At 70.1% G+C, this 19,680-nt stretch carries 10 protein-coding genes; 8 read left to right on the forward strand and 2 right to left on the reverse strand.

Annotation, left to right across the window (positions count from 1 at the left end; genetic code table 11):
* Nucleotides 1–151: 151 nt before the first annotated feature.
* The 3 genes from eccB to AOM45_RS43670 all read left to right on the forward strand — a co-directional run bounded on the left by eccB (nt 152) and on the right by AOM45_RS43670 (nt 3,283).
* Entirely contained in the window at nt 152–1,762 is a 1,611-nt protein-coding gene (gene eccB, locus AOM45_RS43660; protein ID WP_030472028.1) for a type VII secretion protein EccB, read from the forward strand.
* A 113-nt stretch (nt 1,763–1,875) separates the two neighbouring features.
* Nucleotides 1,876–2,193, forward strand: coding sequence for a type VII secretion target (locus AOM45_RS43665; RefSeq protein WP_030472027.1), 318 nt, complete (start codon nt 1,876–1,878; stop codon nt 2,191–2,193).
* 4 nt (nt 2,194–2,197) lie between these two features.
* On the forward strand, nt 2,198–3,283 hold the full coding sequence (locus AOM45_RS43670) for a WXG100 family type VII secretion target (RefSeq protein WP_030472026.1): 1,086 nt from the start codon (nt 2,198–2,200) through the stop codon (nt 3,281–3,283).
* 66 nt (nt 3,284–3,349) lie between these two features.
* Here AOM45_RS43670 and mycP read toward each other — a convergent pair whose 3' ends face one another.
* Nucleotides 3,350–4,771, reverse strand: a complete 1,422-nt coding sequence (gene mycP, locus AOM45_RS43675) for a type VII secretion-associated serine protease mycosin (RefSeq protein ID WP_030472025.1) — start codon at nt 4,769–4,771, stop codon at nt 3,350–3,352.
* Nucleotides 4,768–6,171 (reverse strand): type VII secretion integral membrane protein EccD, encoded by a 1,404-nt coding sequence (gene eccD, locus AOM45_RS43680; protein ID WP_030472024.1) that lies wholly within the window; start codon nt 6,169–6,171, stop codon nt 4,768–4,770. Before eccD ends, mycP begins: the two co-directional genes overlap by 4 nt.
* Before the next feature lie 231 nt (nt 6,172–6,402).
* On the opposite strand from eccD, the gene AOM45_RS43685 reads away from it, so the two are divergent.
* The 5 genes from AOM45_RS43685 (at nt 6,403) to AOM45_RS43705 (ending at nt 19,602) form a co-directional block, all read left to right on the forward strand.
* On the forward strand, nt 6,403–10,416 hold the full coding sequence (locus AOM45_RS43685) for a type VII secretion protein EccC (protein WP_030472023.1): 4,014 nt from the start codon (nt 6,403–6,405) through the stop codon (nt 10,414–10,416).
* Nucleotides 10,417–10,835: 419 nt separating this feature from the next.
* On the forward strand, nt 10,836–13,562 hold the full coding sequence (locus tag AOM45_RS43690; RefSeq protein ID WP_051784451.1) for an AfsR/SARP family transcriptional regulator: 2,727 nt from the start codon (nt 10,836–10,838) through the stop codon (nt 13,560–13,562).
* A gap of 88 nt (nt 13,563–13,650) precedes the next feature.
* Nucleotides 13,651–16,341, forward strand: a complete 2,691-nt coding sequence (locus AOM45_RS43695) for an AfsR/SARP family transcriptional regulator (RefSeq protein WP_030472021.1) — start codon at nt 13,651–13,653, stop codon at nt 16,339–16,341.
* Nucleotides 16,342–16,472: 131 nt separating this feature from the next.
* On the forward strand, nt 16,473–16,856 hold the full coding sequence (locus AOM45_RS52055; protein ID WP_162185738.1) for a hypothetical protein: 384 nt from the start codon (nt 16,473–16,475) through the stop codon (nt 16,854–16,856).
* Between the two features lie 79 nt (nt 16,857–16,935).
* Nucleotides 16,936–19,602, forward strand: a complete 2,667-nt coding sequence (locus tag AOM45_RS43705) for an AfsR/SARP family transcriptional regulator (protein ID WP_030472019.1) — start codon at nt 16,936–16,938, stop codon at nt 19,600–19,602.
* Nucleotides 19,603–19,680 lie beyond the last annotated feature (78 nt).

Raw genomic sequence — 19,680 nt, forward strand, 5'->3', positions numbered from 1 at the left:
TGGGCCGGGGCGGATGTGGAGTGGTCACGGACATCCGTTGTGGTCTCTTTCCCCTCGATGGTCGGTGGGCTTGGCGAACCGGCCCACGGAGCAACCTGCGTCCGGCTATCCTGCCGAACCGTACCGCGACTGGGAGAGCAGCGAGCCGAGAATGGCATCAACACCCACCACCAAGTCACAGGTCCAGGCCTACCGATTCGTCCTGCAGCGGATGCAGTCCGCGCTTGTCCGCAGAGACGCGGTGATGCTGCACGACCCGATGCGCAACCACTCGCGCGCGACAGCGGTGGGTGTGGTCCTCGGTGTCGTCGGTCTCCTGGGCTTCCTCGTGTACGGGGTTTTCAAGCCCGCGCCGCGACTGGACGACCAGACGCAGATCGCCATCAGCAAGGAGACCGGCCAGGTCTACGTGGTCGACGCCTCACCGAAGCGCCTGATCCCGATGACGAACCTGGCGTCGGCCCGGCTGCTCTGGTACTCGCGCAACAACCCCGACCAGCAGGCCGGTGGCGGCGACGCACCAGGCGGCACGGCGAACGGCGCGCAGCAGCAGGCCGCAGGCGGTGAACCGAAGCTCGTGAGCGAGTCGGCGCTGGCGAGCCTGCCGCGGGGCAGGCTGACCGGTCTGCCGGACGCGCCGGACGTGCTGCCGAAGCCGGACCTGCGCATCGACGCCCAGTGGTCCGTCTGCGACACGCTCGACCTGGACGAGTTCCGCGAGAACCAGGCGATCGACAACCAGATCAAGACCTCCGTGATCGCGGGCGTGAGCGGCGGCAACCCCGAGCTCGGCGACGAGGCCGTGCTGGTCCAGCAGCGCACGGGCGCGCAGAAGGCGTACCTGATCTACAAGAAGCCCGGTTCGCTGCGCGACATCTCGTCGTCGACGGTCCGCGCCGAGGTGAACCTCAAAGACGACAAGGTGATGAACGCCCTCAAGCTCAAGGGCAAGCAGGCGCGCGCGATCAGCACGGCGATGCTGAACGCGATCCCCGAGGTCGCGCCGTTGATCGCACCGGTCATCTCCGACCAGGGCAAGAAGGCGGCCTACGTCACCGAGACGAACGTGAACATCGGTGAGGTCGTCGAGGTGAACCTGACCGGTACGGCGACGTACATGGTGGCGCTCAAGGACGGCTTCCAGGAGGTCGACCAGACGGTCGGCGACCTGCTGCGCTACGCGTACTCGAACAACAAGAAGCCGACCCCGCTCTCGCCGTCGGCGATCGCGGACCGCAAGGACCCGAAGGACCCGCTGAAGCTCGACTCCTACCCGGCGAAGATCCCCACCACGCTCGAGGCGAACGCCAACAACACCGTGGTGTGCCTGGGCTGGAAGGCCGAGAACTACACCGAGCAGACCAAGGCCGAGCACACCACGGTCACGATCGGCTCGAAGCTGCCCGGCCCCAAGGAGATGACGCCGGTCGAGCTCAACGCACCGGGTGCGGCGGGCGAGATCATCGACCAGTTCCTGATGCTGCCGGGCAAGGCCGCGGTCGTGCGGGCGAGCCAGGGCAAGGGCGACTTCGGGACCGGTCCGGTGCAGATCGTCACGGGTCGTGGCGTGCGCTACGGCATCCCGGACGCCGGCACCGCGACGGCGCTGGGGCTCGACGGGACGTTCCCGCCGGCACCGAACCAGATCCTGAGCCTGCTGCCGATGGGACCGCAGCTCAACAAGAACGAGGCGAACCGCAGCTACGACTCGATTCCCGCGCCGAAGGGCACGATCAAGGATCCGCAGTCCACGCAGAAGTAGCGGAACCGGTCCGGGTGCATCACCGTCGAATGAAGGAAGGTGTGGCGGCCACTAACCGGTGGTGATCGTGGCCGCCACACGCCAGCACCCGGAAGTGTCGTGAGGGGACAGTCGTGGCCGGTCGCATCAGTGTCGATCCCGAGTGGTTGGAGAAGTACGCCGACCGCATCGACGGCACTACCGACGATCTGAGGCGGGTGCGGGACGCCATGAAGGTGTCCCCGCTGCGCCCGCAGTCGTTCGGCGAGATCGGCAGAACCGTCGGCACCGCCCAGGGTTACGCGCGTGCGGCCGAGTTGCTCAACTCGCAGCTCGCCCGCGCGTGCGACACGCTCGACGCCGCGGCGAAGGGCCTGCACGCCGTCGCGAAGCAGTACGGGCACCAGGACGACGAGAGCCTGCACCTCGTCAAGAAGGCCGACCGGAGGTAGGGCTGTGGTGGCCAAGGACGGCAGGCAGATCGCGGCCGAGGTCGGTCCCGAGCTCGACTACCTCTCGCAGGTGAGCCGGAAGCTCGGTGTCGTGGACCTCGTGCACGACTTCTTCGACCCGCTGGTGGGCGACTGGAACGACCTGCTCGAGGAAGCCGAGCGCTGGCGCAAGGCGGCGAAGGTGACCGAGGCGGTCACCAAGCACGTCGCGGCACCCCTCGGCGGCGTCGACGCGCGGTGGGAGGGCAAGGACGCCGACGCGTTCCTCGACCACATGCGCAAGGTGGGCCTCGCGGGTGGCGACATGTCCGACGCGATGAACGCGATGGCGGACGCGCTGGAGGAGACCGCGGACGGCGTGCGCGACATCGTGCAGGACATGGCGCACGTGCTGGCCGACGTCGCCGACTCGGTGTCCGGCACGGCGGCGTTGCCCCTGGAAGGCGACCAGCGCGCGGTCAAGCACATCGAGGACCTCAAGGGCCCGGTGCGCGAGCTGCACGAGTCCGCGCGGCAGGTGATGGAGGCGTTCCTCAAGCTGTGCGACGGGGTCTCGGGTGAGGCCGAGGGCTTCGGCGCCGTGCGGATGGAGCACAAGTATCCCGAGAAGGACTGGACCTACACCGCGCCGGCCAAACCGGAGACGAAGCTGCCGGAACCGGCGAAGGCGTCCGCCACGGCCGCCGCGGGCACGGGCGGCGTCGCGTCGCACGGTGGTGGCGTCGGTGGTGGCGTCGGTGGTGGCGTCGGTGGTGTCGGTGGCGTCAGTTCGGTCGGTGCTCCTGCCGCCGCGGCGCCGCAGCCGATGCAGTTCGGAGGCTCCACGGGCATCTCTGAGCAGCCTCCGCCCTCCCAGCAGGGTTCCGGGGCCGCCGCGGCCGCTGCGGGCGCTGGTGGCCGTCCTGGAGGCACTGGCGGTGGCATGGCGGGTGGCATGCCGATGATGGGTGGCATGCCGATGGGCGGCGCCGGCGGTCAGCAGGGCGGCGACAAGGAGCACAAGCCGAGGCAGCGGCTCTCCGGGTCGATCGACGACCTGCTCGGCAAGCCGAAGAAGGCGGCGCCGAAGACGATCGGTGACGACGACTGAGAAGTCTTTCGCGGACAACGGGAAGGGCCCCGCCGAATCCGGCGGGGCCCTTCCCGTTTCACGCGACTACGCGGACTTGCCGCGCTTGCGGTTCAGCGAGTTGCGGATGAACAGCGTCAGCATCAGCAGTCCGCCGCCGACACCGATCCCACCCAGCGCCACGATGATCGGCGGCCAGTCGAGGCCCTGCGGCGGGGTGACGGCCGTGTTCATCGCCTTGGGTTCCGGCTTCTGGAAACCGGAGGCCTCCGCGGGCAGCACGGCGGTCAGCGCGGCGACCGGGTTGATCATGCCGAAGCCGACCTTGTTGTCCTTTCCGGACACGTTGCCGGGGTGCAGGGCGGTGGCCTTCAGACGATCCATCACCTGGCGCGCCTTGAGGTCCGGGAACCGCTCGCGCACCAGCGCGGTGATGCCGGCGACGTAGGGCGAGGCGAAGCTGGTGCCCTTGATGTCGGTCGTGCCCTGCGCGGTGACGTTCGCGTTCGTCAGGCCGGTGCCCTTGGGGTCGACGGAGATGATCTCCTCGCCCGGCGCGGCGATGCTGACCCACGGACCCCAGACGCTGAACGACGAGACCGAGCCGTTCCTGGCGATCGATCCCACCGACAGCACGTCGTTCGCGAACCACGCCGGGGACGAGATCGAGTTCACGTTGTTCGGATCGAGGTTGTTGTTCTGGTTGGCGCAGCCGGTGCCCTGGTCGCTGAGGTTGCCGGCCGCGGTGACGATCACCACGTCCTTGACGTCCACCGCGTACTTGATGGCGGCCTGCAGCTTCTGGTCGTCCTGGCTGAAACCCTTGGGAGGACCGCAGTTCGTCAACGAGATGTTGACGACCTTGGCGCCCTGGTTCGCCGCGCGCACGATCGCCTGCGCGAGGGTGCCGACCTTGCCCGCGGAGCTGCGCTTCTCGTTGTTCGCGTCGCCGCCGAACTCGTAGCGGTCGCTGGTCTGGCGGATCGCGAGGATCTCCGCTTCCGGTGCGGCGCCGACGAAGTCGCCCTCGGTCTTGGCGGCCGCGGCGACACCAGCCACCTCGGTGCCGTGGCCGTCGCAGTCGTCGGTGCCGTTCTTGCCGCCGGAGTTGTCGACGTACTCACCGGCGCCCTTGACCCTGCCCCCGAAGCGCGGGTTGCGCGGGTCGACACCGGTGTCGATGATCGCGATCTTGACGCCCTTGCCCGTGGCGAACCGGTGCGCCTGCTCCAGGTTCAGGTACACCTGGCCCCAGGGCTTGTACTCGATGAGCTCGCTCTTGGTGTCGGACTCGACGCACCCCTTGTTGGTGCGCTTGTACGTCACGTCCGGCACGCCCTTGTCGTCCGGCGGCTGGGTGCCGGGCGGCAGGTCCGGCGGCACCGAGTTCGGCTTCGCCGTCGCCGGTGCGGAGGAGGACGGCTGGGCGGAGGCCTGGGGAAGCGCTCCCGTCAGCAGAAGCAGTCCGGCGGCCGCGACCGCCGTGGTGCGCCTGATGCCGGACCTCATAGCGTGACCAGACCTCGGAACACCGAGTACAGGTCCATCACGGCGAGGGCCAGCGGCACGACCGACGCGATGAGGATCGCCTCGATGATGTCGACGGTGCGGCGCAACGGCGGCGAGAACTTCTGGCCGGGGAACACGACACCGAGCACCAGCGCGCCCGCGCCGAGGACCAGCAGCGTGCCGAACACGAAGACGATGCGGTTGAACTCGGAGGCGTCGATCAGCCAGCCGAGCAGGATGCCGGCGCTGGCGAGCATGCCGGTCGACAGCAGCGCCACGGCCTGCGCGCCGTTCGCGTACGCACGGCCGCGCATCATCAGCACGATCGAGACGACCACGCCGTAGATCGGGCCCCAGATCGTGTCGGAGGACGCGGCGACGATCGCGGCCAGCGCGGCCACGACACCCGTTCCGATGATCATGCCGGTCAGGTACTCGTGCGCGACGGCGGTGCGGCGTTCGATCACCGCGTACTCCGGGAAGCCGGTGTCCTCCTTGAGGTCCTCGGCGTTCGTCGGCACGACGGGCGGCGGGATCTTGGCCAGCTGCAGCGTCAGCCTGGGCAGCATCGACAGCGCGGCGAGCGCGACCGCACCGGTCGCGGCGGCCACACCGGCGAGCGGGTGCTCGACGAACGTCGCGACGAGGAACGCCAGCGCGACGATCGTGCCGCTGGTCGCCGCGGCGATGAACACCGTGATGCCCTGGCCGATCAGCAGGATGCCGCCCCACGCGAAGATCATCATCAACGCCGAGGCGAGCAGCATCTTCGGGTTGAAGCCGACACCGGGCACCGCGTGGAAGCCGGCGACGAACGCCATCGGCAGCGCACCGCACGCAGCGATCAACACGCCCGTCGACACCGCCTTGTACGCCCGCGCGATGGTCGCGCCCGTGGCCAGTGCGGCGATCGCGGCGACACCACCGGCGATCGCGGCGGCGAGCCCGCTGCCGGAATCGCCCTGCATCAACGGGCCGGACAGGAAGAGCGCCACCGCGGCGGCGATCAGCGCGAGAGCACCGGCGATGTGGCCGAACTTCTGCGCCGTCTCCTTGGTCCACGGCCGGAACGAGTCCGGGTCCGACTCCGCGATCGCGTCGACGACGTCGTCGTACAGCGGCGGCGGCGGGTTCTCGTTGCGGCGCCGCAACTGCAGCAGCTCACCGTCGACGACGCCGAGCGACGCGAGCGTGCGCGCCGGGTCGAGCGGGCTGTCGCCGAGCTTGGCGAGGCACCAGCCACCGTGCCGCACGCCACCGTCCGGAGTGGCCTCTCTCGCCATGTCCAGCAGCATCGGCAGGAGATCGGCCACCGCCACGTCGGCAGGTAGCGCGACGTCGATACGCGTTCGAGGTGCCACCACCGTGACACGGCTGAACACCGTCGTACCGGTCGCCACCAGGGCCCCCTAAGTCAGATCAGCACTAATCAAATCAACGGCCCGACCCTATTGGTCCACTCGGACGCTCGCCGGGCGGCCCTAGTATGGCCGCACCGACGCCTTCTGCACGTGTGGTTCGCAGAACACGTTCGACTGGGTTTTCCCGACCCACCTTCGTGACGCGCGCTGATGCGCAATAGTGTCGGTTGCTACTGGTGGCGTAACGAGAGTCGAAGAGGTGCCTGTCAGTTGAGCACGCTGCAGTTCAAGCGAACGGCACGCCTTGCTGCTCCCCGGCCTCCCGGCGGTGAGGTCCACCTCGAGCCGCCACCCGAGGTCCCCCGGATCATCCCCGGCAACATCATGATGAAGGCGATGCCCGTCGTGATGATCATCGCGTCCGTGGGCATGATGGCGATGATGTTCGTGTACTCGAACAAGCAGCCCGCCGCGATGATCATGCCCGGCATGATGATGATCTCGACCATCGGCATGATGGCGGGAGGCATGGGCACCGGCAAGGGCCAGAAGAAAGCCGAGATGAACGAGGACCGCAAGGACTACCTGCGGTACCTCGGCCAGATGCGCGACCGCGCCCGCGAGGCGGCCGACGAGCAGCGCGCCGAACGCGAGTGGGTGCACCCGGACCCGCAGATGCTGTGGTCGCTCGCCACCACCCGCCGCATGTGGGAACGCCGCCAGAACGACCCCGACTTCTGCCACCTGCGCGCGGGACGGGGCTCGCAGCGCCTCGCCACCCGCCTGGTGCCGCCGCAGACCGGACCGGTCGAGGAGCTCGAGCCGATCGCGACGCTGGCGCTGCGCCGGTTCGTGCGCGCCCACTCGCTCGTGCCCGACCTGCCGATCTCCATCGCACTGCGCGGTTTCGCCGCCGTCGGCCTGCTCGGTGACGTGGAGGACCGCCGCGACCTCGCGCGCGCCCTCCTCGCCCAGCTCGTCACCTTCCACGCCCCGGACGACCTGCTGATCGCGGTCGTCAGCGCGGGCCGCACCAAGCAGCTGTGGGAGTGGGTGAAGTGGCTGCCGCACGCGCAGCACCCCACCGACATCGACGGCATCGGCCAGCGCCGCATGATGGCGAACTCGCTCGCCGAGATCGAGGCGATGCTGGACGAGAACCTGCGCGACCGGCAGCGGTTCACCCGCAACGCCCCGCCGCCGCCCGACCAGCCGCACATCGTGATCGTCATCGACGACGGCGACATCAGCCGCGAAGAGATGATCATCCTCGAGGAGGGTCTGGTCGGCGTCACGCTGCTGGACCTGTCCGAGTGCCTCGGCAACCTGACCGCTCGCCGGGGCCTGCGTCTCGTCGTCGAGAACAACCAGCTCGGTGCCCGTTCCGCGAGCGGTGTCGAGTGGTTCGGCGCGCCGGACCGGCTGTCCGTCGTGGAGGCCGAGGCGCTCGCCCGCAGGCTCTCGCCGTACCGCATGGGCGCCGCCGGTGAGGCCGGTGGCGACAGCGGCGAGGACCCGTTGGCGATGAGCAACAACCCGCCGCTGCTCGAGTTCATGGGCATCCCCGGCGACCCGATCACGTTCGACGTGCAGCAGGCGTGGCGGCCCCGGCCCAAGCGCGACCGCTACCGCATCCCGTTCGGCATCGGCGAGCACGGCCAGGCGGTCGAGCTCGACATCAAGGAAGCGGCAGAGGACGGCATGGGCCCGCACGGCCTGTGCATCGGCGCGACCGGTTCCGGCAAGTCGGAGTTCCTCCGCACGCTGGTGCTCGGTCTGCTGGCCTCGCACTCGTCGACGGCGCTCAACATGATCCTCGTCGACTTCAAGGGTGGTGCGACGTTCCTCGGTCTGGACAAGGCACCGCACGTCGCCGCGACGATCACCAACCTGGCCGGCGACCTCACCCTGGTCGACCGCATGAAGGACGCCATCGCCGGTGAGGTGTCGCGCCGCCAGGAGGTCCTGGCGAAGGGCAACTACAAGAACGTCTGGGACTACGAGAAGGCCCGTGAGAACGGCGCCCAGCTCGACCCGTTGCCCGCGCTGTTCATCTGCATCGACGAGTTCTCCGAGATGCTGACGGCGAAGCCGGACTTCATCGACATCTTCCTCCAGATCGGTCGTGTCGGCCGGTCGCTGCAGATGCACATGCTCCTCGCGTCGCAGCGACTGGAAGAGGGCAAGCTGCGCGGTCTGGACACGTTCCTCTCGTACCGGATCGGTCTGAAGACCTTCAACGCGGCCGAGTCGCGTGCGGCGATCGGCGTGCCGGACGCCTACGAGCTGCCGCCGATCCCGGGCTCGGGCTACCTCAGCGTGCAGGGCATGCCGCTGACCAGGTTCAAGGCGCTCTACGTCTCGGGCACCTACCGTCCGTCGGGCATGCAGTCCGCCGGCGAGTCGGTGGCGGTCCGCAGCGACAAGCGCCCGCGGTTCTTCGTGCCGGACTTCATCGAGATCCCGAAGGAGCCGGAGCGGCCGATCGAGCCGGTCAAGGTCGAGGCGCCGGTCAAGGAGGACGCGAACGAGCCGACCCAGCTCGAGCTCATCGTCGACCGGCTCGTCGGCCAGGGCCCGCCCGCGCACGAGGTGTGGCTGCCGCCGCTCAACGAGCCGCCGACGATGGACACGATGCTGCCGCCGCTCGACGTGACGCCGGACCGCGGTCTCACGTCACCGGGCTACCCGGCGAACGGCACGCTGCAGATCCCGGTCGGCGTGGTCGACAAGCCGTTCGAGCAGCGCCGCGACCTGCTGTGGGCCGACTTCTCCGGTGCCGCCGGTCACGGTGCCGTCGTCGGTGGTCCGCAGTCGGGCAAGTCGATGCTGCTCAGGACGATGATCGCGTCGATGGCGTTGACGCACACCCCGCAGGAGGCGCAGTTCTACTGCATCGACCTCGGTGGTGGCACGCTCGCCGCGATGGAGGACCTGCCGCACGTCGGTGGCTTCGCCGGTCGTCTCGACGTCGACAAGGTCCGCCGCATGGTGGCCGAGCTCCAGACCCTGATCACCGAGCGCGAACTGCGGTGGCGCGACCAGCGCATCGACTCGATGACGGAGTTCCGCAACCGCAAGCGCCGCGGTGAGATCAAGGACGACGACTTCGGTGACGCGTTCCTGATCGTGGACGGCTGGATGAACTTCCGCCAGGAGTTCGAGATGGTCGAGCCGCAGGTCCAGGCGCTGGCGGCGCAGGGTCTGTCCTACGGCGTGCACGTGATCGTCGCCGCCAACCGTTGGGCGGAGATCCGGCCCGCGATGAAGGACCTCCTCGGCACCCGGTTCGAGCTGCGTCTCGGTGACCCGAGCGAGTCCGAGATCGACCGCAAGGTCGCGGTCAACGTGCCGCCCGGCCGCCCCGGCCGCGGTCTGACCGGTGACAAGCTGCACTTCCTCACCGGCCTGCCGCGCATCGACACCTCGCAGGACCCGACCACGGTCTCCGCGGGCGTGCAGGACCTCAGCGCCAAGCTCAACCAGACGTGGCAGGGCCCGCGGGCTCCGCAGGTCCGGATGCTGCCCGACCTGCTCGACCACGCGCAGTTCATGGCGCAGGTCCAGCAGATCAACCCCAACCGCGGCCACCTCGTCGCGGTCGGTGTCAACGAGGACGAGCTCGCGCCGGTCTACCTGGACTTCGACGCGGACCCGCACTTCCTGGCACTCGCCGACGGTGAGTCGGGCAAGACGAACATCCTGCGCACGATCGTCCGCGGCATCATGCAGAGCTACACCTCGTCCGAGGCGTTGATCCTGCTCGCGGACTACCGCCGCACGATGCTCGGCTTCATCGACACCGACCACCTGCTCAGCTACGCGGTGTCGGGCACGCAGTTCACGCAGAACGTCCAGGAGGTGCGCGGCTCGCTCGCCAAGCGCATGCCCGGTCCGGACGTCACGCAGGAACAGCTCAAGAACCGGTCCTGGTGGACCGGTCCCGAGGTGTTCATCGTCGTCGACGACTACGACCTGGTCGCTCCGCAGGGCGGCGCGAACCCGATGCAGCCGCTGGCCGAGTTCATCCCGCAGGCGAAGGACGTCGGTCTGCACATCGTCGTCGTCCGCCGCATGGGTGGTGCGTCCCGCGCGATGTACGACCCGGTCATCGGCAAGCTGAAGGAGATCGCGGCGCCGATCTTCGTCGGTTCCGGTTCGAAGGAGGAGGGCAACATCGTCGGCAACCTGAAGCCGTCGCCGCAGCCTCCTGGCCGGGGCACGCTGGTGACCCGCAAGCACGGTCAGCAGCGCATGCAGTTCGCCTGGATCCCGCCCGACTAAGCCGTTCGAAAGCAACGCGGGGGCCTTTCGTTTCCTTCTGGGGAACGCGGGGCCCCCGCGTGCGCTCAGAGCACACGCGGGGACCCCGCGTGTGATCCCCGCGTGCGCTGGAATGCCGCGTCTGCAAGGAAAGTGCATTCGACTTCCGGGCAAGAAAAATGGGCCCGCAGCCGAAGCCGCGGGCCCAAACCGAACAGCAGGGGACTGTCCGGTTCCCCCATGACCGGGTTCCTTCTCCGGTCGACCCACTGGGGAGGGGCGACCGGGACGGAGGTCGACGATCGTGACACCCCCCAAGAACTCGTTGTCACTCTCGTCGTCCGGCTGATCACCACTTTGCCGGGTCGTGCTCACACTTCGGTCACACCGCGTCCACGCCCCTACACTCGGCGCTCGGTCACACCGGGGAGAGGGGCGACGTGCGAGTCGAGTACCGCGTGCTGGGACCGCTCGAGGTCCTGCTCGACGGAGTTCCGGTCAGCGTCCCCGCCGGTCGGTGCCGCGTGTTGCTCGCCACACTCCTGTTGCGCGCCAACGAGCCTGTCTCGACCGGCGAGATCGTCGAACGGCTGTGGGACGGAACGCCGCCCAGCGCCGATCGCGCGGGCAAGACGCTGCACATGATCGTGACCCGGTTGCGGCGGGCGCTCGGTGAGGCGAGCTGCGTGCACACGCGTCCCGGTGGTTACGCGGCCGTCGTCGAACCCGGCCAGCTGGACCTGCTGCGGTTCCGCGCTCACGTCGCGGCCGGCGAGCACACCGAGGCGACGGCGTTGTGGCGCGGGCCGGTGCTCGCGAACGTCTCGTCGGAGTCGCTGCACCGCGACTTCGTGCCCGCGCTGACCGAGGAACGGCTGGACGCGCTGGAACGGCGGATCGACACCGACCTGGCCCGGGGTGTCGCCGCGGAGCTCGTGCCCGAACTGAGGGCGCTCACCACCCAGCACCCGCTGCGGGAGGTGTTCTGGGCGCAGCTGATGCTGGCCCTGCACCGCAGCGGTCAGCAGGCGGACGCGCTGGCCGCCCACCAGGAGGTCGTGGCGGTCCTGGCCGATCAGCTCGGTGTCCCGCCGGGTTCACGGGTGCGGGAGGCGCAGCAGCAGGTGCTGGCGGGAGACGTGCCCGCCGCGCCGCCGTTGCCGCAGCCGCACCACGTGCCGAGGCAGTTGCCGACCGCGTTGCCGCACTTCGTCGGCAGGGAGCCGGAGCTCGACAGGCTCGACACCGTGCTCGCCTCCGGACGGTTGGTCACGGTGATCAGCGGCAGCGGTGGCATCGGCAAGACGTCGCTCGCGGTGCAGTGGTCGCACCGGGTCGCGAACCGGTTCCCGGACGGTCAGCTCTACAGCGACCTGCGCGGGTTCGACCCGACCGGTGCGCCGGTGAACCCGATCAGCACGGCCCGCGACTTCATGCTGGCCCTCGGCGTGCCCGCGGACGAGATCCCGGTCGGCACCGAGGACATGCTGAGCAGTTACCGCTCCCTGTTGTCCCGGCGGCGAGTGCTGGTGCTGCTCGACAACGTCCGTGACGTGGCGCAGGTGTGGCCGCTGCTGCCCGGCGGGTCGCAGAGCCTGGCCGTGATCACGTCCCGCAACCGTTTGCGCGGGCTGGCCGCCCAGCACCGCGTGTTCCCACTGGACGTGCTGGACCCGGACGAGTCGATGGTGTTGTTCGGCGGCAGGGTGGGCGCCGAACGGATCGCGGCGGAACCGCAGGCCGCCACCCGGCTGGTGGAGCTGTGCGCGGGCCTGCCGCTGGCGCTGGCGGTGGTGGCGGCACGGGCGACGCTCGACCAGCACCCGTTGGGCATGCTCGTGGAGGAGCTCGAACACGCCGCGTTGGACGCGTTGGACACCGACGACCCGTTGACGAGCGTGCGGGCGGTGTTCTCGTGGACGTTCGGCTGCCTGAGCCCGGCGGCGGCACGCCTGTTCGTCCTGCTCGGCCTGCACCCCGGCCCCGACGTGACCGAGCCCGCCGCGACGAGTCTGCTGGCGGCACCCTCGGCCGAGGCGTTGGACGAACTGGTGCGCTACAGCCTGATCGCGTGCCAGAGGGACCGCTACCGGCTGCACGACCTGATGCGTTCGTACGCGGCGGAGGAGGCGGCTCAACGGTTGTCGAGCGCCGAGCGAACGGCCGCCCAACGACGGTTCTTCGACCACCTCATGCACTCCGCACTGGCCGCGACTGCCAAGTCCGACCCCTTGCGCCAGCCCATCACCACACCGGATCCCGCTCCCGGCGCGGTCGTGCTGACGTTCGAGGCGAGCACCGACGCCGACCGCTGGTACGCGGAGGAACGCGCGGTGTTCGGTCCCGCGGTGGCCGCCGCGGGCGAGGCGGGCTTCGACGGTCACGTGTGGCGCACCGTGTGGGCGATCCGCCACTTCCTGCTCGCCACCGGCCGCTGGCGCGAGGGCGAACGGCTGCAACGCCTGGCCGTCGCGGCCGCGCAACGGGCAGGCGACCTCGAAGGCGAGTGCCGCGCACGCCGGGGCCTGGTGTCGTGCCTCGTACCGGAGCGGGAGTTCGACGAGGCCGAGCACCAGCTCCGCGCGGCCGTCGCGCTGGACGAACGGCTGGGCGACCTCATCGGGCTGTCCAACGACCTGCGCGGCCTCGCCTACCTGCTCGGCAGGCAGGGCAGGTACGCCGACGCGCTCGACCCGCTGCTGCGCGCCTCGGACGTGGCGTTGCGCAGCGGCGACCGCATCGAGCTGGCGAGTGTCTCGGCCTCGCTGGCGTTCGTGCACCACGAGCTCGGCGACCACCTCGAAGCGGCACGCCGGGCAGAGCAGGCCAGGGACATGTACCTGGAGCTGGTGCCGGACGAGCGGGACACCGTGGTCGCCTCGAACCGCGACACGCTCGGCAGCATCTACCGCGCACTGGGCCGCTACGAGGAGGCGGAGGCGAACTACCTCAGATCCGTCGAGCTGCAGGCAACGTTGTCGTACCGCCACTACCAGGCCGACACCCTCGTTCGGCTGGCCGACATGAAACGCGAGCTGGGCGCGGCCGACGCGGCTCGCGGCTACTACCTCTCGGCGCTCGCCGTGTACGACGACCTCGGGTTCGCCAAGGCCGACGACGTGCGCGAGCTGCTGTCCCTCGTGGAGAGGCCGGTCCCGCCACAGTGAAGAGGGAGGTAACTGCGGCTGGACCGACCGGGTACAGGTTCCCTGAGCACGCTCACACTTCGGTCACGTGCCGGTGGAAGGGGGAGGGGTGACCGCCGAGTACCGGGTCCTCGGGCCGCTGGAGGTGCTGCTCGACGGTGCCGTCGTACCGGTGCCCGCCGGGCGGTGCCGGGTGTTGCTGGCCACGTTGTTGTTGCGCCCCAACGAGTTCGTGTCCGTCGACGACCTGGTCGAACGGGTCTGGGACGGCTCGGCGCCCCAGGCCGACCGAGCCAGGCGGTCGCTGCACATGGTGGTGCGACGGCTGAGGGTCGCGCTCGGGGACGCCGACTGCGTGCGGACGTTGGCGGGTGGCTACCAGGCGGCGGTGGAGCCGGACCAGCTCGACCTGCTGCGCTTCCGCTCGCTGGTGCGGTCGGGCGATGTCGGTGGTGCGGTGGCGTTGGTGCGCGGGCCCGTGCTGGGGGACGTCTCGTCGGACGTGTTGCACCGGCAAGAAGTCCCGCTGGTCACCGAGGAGTGGCTCGGGGCGCTGGAACGGCGGATCGACGCCGACCTCGCGTCCGGTCGAGGCCCGGAGCTGGTCGCCGAACTGCGCTCGCTGACGAACCGGCACCCGTTCCGCGAGCCGTTGTGGGCCGGGCTGATGCGCGCGCTGGCCGAGTCCGGGCAACAGGCGGAGGCGCTGACCGCGTACCAGCAGATCCGCACCCTGCTCGGGCGCGAGTTGGGGATCGATCCCGGCGAAGGACTGCGGGCGGTGCACCAGCAGGTGCTCTCGGGCTCGGTGAAGGCGCGCGGACCGGCGCCCCAGCTGCTGCCGACGGCCATGCCGCGCTTCGTCGGACGGTCCGCCCAGCTGCGCGAGCTGACCGGTCTGGTGAGTGGCGGGCCGGTGGTCGCCGCGATCACGGGCACGGCAGGAGTGGGCAAGACCATGCTGGCCGTGCACTGGGCGCACGGCGTGGCCGGTCGCTTCCCCGACGGGCAGTTGCACGTGAACCTGCGCGGGTTCGACCGGCACCGCGAGCCGATGACGCCGGGCGAGGTGCTCAGCCGGTTCCTCGAAGCGCTCGGGGTCACCGCGGAGCGCATCCCGGCCGACGTCGAGGCACAGGGCGCGATGTACCGCGACCTCGTAGCGGACCGCCGGATGCTGGTGGTGCTGGACAACGCTCGCGACGCCGAACACGTCCGCCCGCTGCTGCCGGGCGCCTCACCGTCGTTGGTGCTGATCACCAGCCGTGACCGTCTGGAAGGCCTGGGCGCGCGACAGCTCGCGTTCGACGTGCTCGACCGCGACGAGGCTCGTGCGCTGCTCATCAGCCGGCTCGGTGAGGCACGGGTGGATGCTGCGGCCGACGAGCTCGTCGTCTGGTGCGGAGGACTGCCGCTGGCGCTCGCGATCGTGGCGGCACGTGCTGCCGAGACGCCGGACCTCCCGCTGTCGGCGCTGGTCGCGGAGCTGGCGGACGAACGAACGCGGCTCGACTCGCTGGACACCGGTGACGCGGCCACCAGTGTGCGGACCGTCTTCCAGTGGTCGTACCAGCAGCTCAGTCCGGCGGCGGCGAGGATGTTCAGGCTGATCGCCGTCCATCCAGGACCGGACGTCAGCGTGCCGGCGTTGACGAGCCTCGTGGGCGCACCGGCGGAAGAGGACGTGCGGGAGCTGGTCCAGGCCAACCTGCTCGTCGAGCACGTGCCCGGCCGGTTCACGTGCCACGACCTGTTGCGGGTGTACGCGGCCGATCGCGCGGCGGCGGACGAGACGACCGAGTCCCGTGCCGAAGCCGAGGTGCGGATGTTCGACCACTACGTTCACACGCTCGCCTGGATCGACCGCGAGTACAACTGGGGCGAACGGCGCTTCGACGGCTTTCCCGATCCGCGGGTGAGTTCGGAGACGTTTCCGGACCAGGCGGCCTCCGTCGACTGGTTCGACGCGGAACGCGCTGTGCTCCGCGCTCTGGTCGCACTGGCTGATGAGCGCGGCCTGGACGGCTACACCTGGCAGTTGCCCTGGTTCGGCGCGCCCTACGTAGATCGGTTCGCCATCTGGCGCGACTGGATCGCGCAGCTGGGACGTGGTTCGCACGCGGCAGCCCGTGCAGGTGAGCGGCGTGTGGCTGCGAAGCTCCTGTTCCTGCAGGCCCTCGGGTACGCGAGGCTCGCCCAGTACGAGCGGAGCATGGGGCTGTTCGAGAGCAGCAGGCGGGCTTTCGAAGAGCTGGGCAACATCGCGGAGCAGGTTCGCGCGCAGAGCGCCGTCGCCTGGGTGCTCGGGTTGCTGGAACGGCCGCGTGAGGCGCTGGAAGTCGCGCGGAACGCGTTGGAGCTCCAGCGCAGCGACCCCGCCGCTGATCCCGACCGGATTGCCATGGCGTTGCATCAGGTCGCGAACGCACTGCTGGAAGCCGGTGAGTCCGCCGAGGCGCTTGACCACCTCGCCGAGTGGGAAGCGATCAACCGGGCGCGTGAGGTGAGTCCGATATCTCTGGGAGTGACAGCGGTGACCCGGTCCAAGGCACTGCTCGCGCTGGGTGAGACGACCGGCGTGGTCGAGACTCTGCACGATGCGCTCGGCTGGTTCGAGCAGATGGGAGGCGGGGAGGATCGGGCCGCCGCGCAGGACGTGCTCGGCGACGCGCACCGCAGCCTGGGAGATCTCACCGAAGCGCGGCGCTGGTGGATCAAGGCGCTGGAGTTCTTCGAGCAGCACCAGCATCCGGACGCCGACAAGGTGCGGGCCAAGCTCGCCGCCCTGCCCGGCAACTGAAGAACGGTGCTGGTGGCCCCCCAGGAGCTTCGCCACCAGCACCGCTGAGAAGAACTCTGCACCACGGTGCTCACACTTCGCTCACACACCGATCACGCAGCGTCTAAACTGGCCGTGACCTGGGGGGACGTGTGCGAGCCGACTACCGCGTGCTGGGGCCGCTGGAGGCGCTGCCCGACGGCGAGCCGGTCGCTGGGGCCGCTGGGCGCTGTCACGTTCCGCTCGCCACCTTCTGGTGGCATCCCAACGAGTTCGTCCTGGCCGCGGCCGTCGGCGACGAGCACCTGACGACCCGAGTACGAAGCATGCGGGGTGCGACCCCGGTAGGGCTCGACCGTCACGAAGAAGTTGTCGTCGCGTGGCAACGCGAGATCGACCTGTGGCGTGATCTCGGTGATGAGCGAGCTGAGGAGTTGGCCAGACGTCTGGCAGAGCTGGGACAGGAGCCGGGGCGCCGCCGCGGTGGCAGAGGCCTGGACCGCGACGGCGCCGGATTACAGCGACCCCCCAGGTGAAACCTCGTCGCTGTCTTCCTCGGCTGGTGACCACTTTCCCAACGCCCGCTCACACTTCGCTCACACAACGGAAGGGGCCATGAACGTCGAGTACCGCGTCCTCGGTCCGCTGGAGGTTCTCCGCGACGGTGTGCCCGTTCCGGTGCCCGCCGGTCGCGGACGGGTGCTGCTGGCGACGTTGTTGTTGCGGCCCAACCAGTTCGTGTCGGTCGACGAGCTGGTCGAACGGCTGTGGGACGGAGAACCTCCCACTGTCGACCGTGCGCACAAGACGCTTCAGATGGTCGTACGGCGGCTGCGGCTCGCGCTGGGGGACGCCAACTGCGTGCGCACGACCACCGGCGGCTACCTGGCGGAGGTCCACCCGGACCGGCTGGACCTGGCGCTGTTCCGCAACCTCGCCGCCGAGGGCGAGTTCGCGGGCGCGCTGGCCCACTGGCGCGGTCCGGTGGCGTCGAACGTCGACTCGCCGCACCTGCACCGCGAGGACGTGCCGCCGCTCGTCGAGGAACGGCTGGTCGTGCACGGCAGGCGCATCGACGCCGACCTGGCGCGTGGACGCGGTGCCGAGCTGGTGGACGAGCTGCGCGAGCTGACCAGGGAGCACCCGCTGCGCGAGGGGTTCTGGGCGCAGCTCGTGCAGGCGCTGCACCGCGCGGGCCGGACGCAGGAGGCGCTCGCGGCCTACGAGCACATCCGCGACCACCTCGCCGACGAGCTGGGGGTCGAGCCGGGCCAGCCGTTGCGCGAGCTGCACGAGCGGCTGCTCGACCCGAGCTCGCGGGCGGACGTGCCGCGCCAGCTGCCCGTGCCCGTCACGCACTTCGCCGGGCGGGACGCCGAACTGGCCAGGCTGACCGCGGCCGCAAGGGGTGGTGCGGCCGTGGTGATCACCGCTATCGACGGCACGGCGGGCATCGGCAAGACCGCGCTGGCAGTGCGGTGGACGCACGAGGTCGCCGAGCGCTTCCCGGACGGGCAGCTGTACGCCGACCTGCGCGGGTTCGACCCGTCCGCCGAGCCGGCCGACCCGGCCGAGGTGCTGGCCGGGTTCCTCGGCGCGTTCGGGGTGTCCGGCGGCAGGGTGCCCGTCGACCTGCCGGAACGTGCCGCGCTCTACCGCAGCGTGGTGGCGGACCGGCGCGTGCTGGTGCTGCTCGACAACGCCCGCGACGTGGAACAGGTCCGCCCGCTGCTGCCCGCCGGCCGCGGCTGCCTGGCGGTGATCACCAGCCGCAACCGGTTCACCGGGCTCGTCGTCCGCGAGGGCGCCGTGCCGGTGACGCTCGACGTCCTGGGCGACGAGGACGCCGTCGCGCTCCTCACCGCTCGCCTCGGCGCGGAACGTGTGACAGCAGAACCGGACGCGGTGAACGACCTGGTCGCGTTCTGCGGTGGCCTGCCGCTCGCACTCGCCGTCGCCGCGTCCCGAGCGGCCGGCGACCCCGGCCTCACCCTGCGGGCGCTCGTCGACGAGCTCACCACCGCCGGCGGCCCGATGACCCACGTCGAGGCGGTCTTCGCGACGTCCTACCGCGTGCTCGACGACGACACCGCGCGCCTGTTCCGGTTGTCCGGCCTCACCACCGGCTCCGACATCTCGCTGGACGCCGCCACCGCGCTCGACGGCCGCCGCCGAGCCGACGTGCGCCGCTCGCTGCAGACGTTGACGCGCATGCACCTCACCACCGAACACACGCCGGGCAGGTACGCGTTCCACGACCTGCTGCGCGCGTACTCGTGCTCGTTGGAGGAGCACGATCCCGCGGCCGTGCGACGGTTGCTCGAGTTCTACCTGCACTCGGTGGACAGCGCCGACAGGCTGTTGCGCCGCGGCCGGCCGGAGATCGAGCTGTGCCCGCTCTCCGCCGAGGTGCAGCCGGTGCTGTTCGAGGACCGGGCGATCGCGGCGGCGTGGTGCGAGACCGAGCACGAGAACCTGCTCGCCGCCGTCCGCCTCGCGAGCGACCACGGCCTGCACCAGCACGCCTGGCAGCTCGCGACGGTCATGTTCGGCTACCTCCACCTGCGCCAGCGCCCGTCCGAACGCATCGAGCTGTACCACGTCGCCCTCGCCGCGGCCCGTGCGAGCGGTGACAGGTACGCCGAGGGCGTCACCCTGCACTCGCTCGGCAACGCGTACTCCTCGCTGGGCGCCCACACCGAGGCCTCCGGGGCCTACTCGGAGGCGTTGCGGGTGCGTGAGGAGATCGACCACCTGCACGGCATAGCGGTCACCCTGGACCAGTGGGCGATCAACCACGCGTTGAGCGGCGACCTGGAGTCGGCGAAGGCCCTGCACGAACGCGCCGTGGCGAAGCGCCGCGAACAGGGCTCGCCCTCAGGTCTGGCCACCGCGCTGAACAACTACGCGATGACCCTGGTGGCGCTGAAGGACTTCGACACCGCACTGGCCGTGAACGACGAGGCCCACGCCGCCGTCGTCGAGGCGGGCATGACCGAACTCGTGGCCTCCACTTTGGACACCCGAGGCCTGCTGCACCTGGAACGCGGCCACCTCGCCGAGGCCGTGGCGACGTTCCAGCGGGTGCTCGCCCTGCCGGGCAGTCAGCTTTCGTACGACGTGATGACCGTGACGCTGGAGAACCTCGCCACCGCGCACGAGCGGGCGGGACGGTCGGAAGACGCCGTGGCCGCGTTGAAGGAGGCGTTGCTCATCAGGGAGGAGCTGGGCAACGAGGCCGCAGCGGCGAGGCTGCGTGCGCGGATAGCGGAACTTTCCTAGTTCGGGTTCCTGCGGGGATCCGCTGCGCCGAGTGCCTGCACGTGAGACGTCCGGGCAACCCCGGGAAGCGTTTTCGGC

Source organism: Lentzea aerocolonigenes, assembly GCF_000974445.1.
In the GTDB taxonomy this organism is placed as follows: domain Bacteria; phylum Actinomycetota; class Actinomycetes; order Mycobacteriales; family Pseudonocardiaceae; genus Lentzea; species Lentzea aerocolonigenes.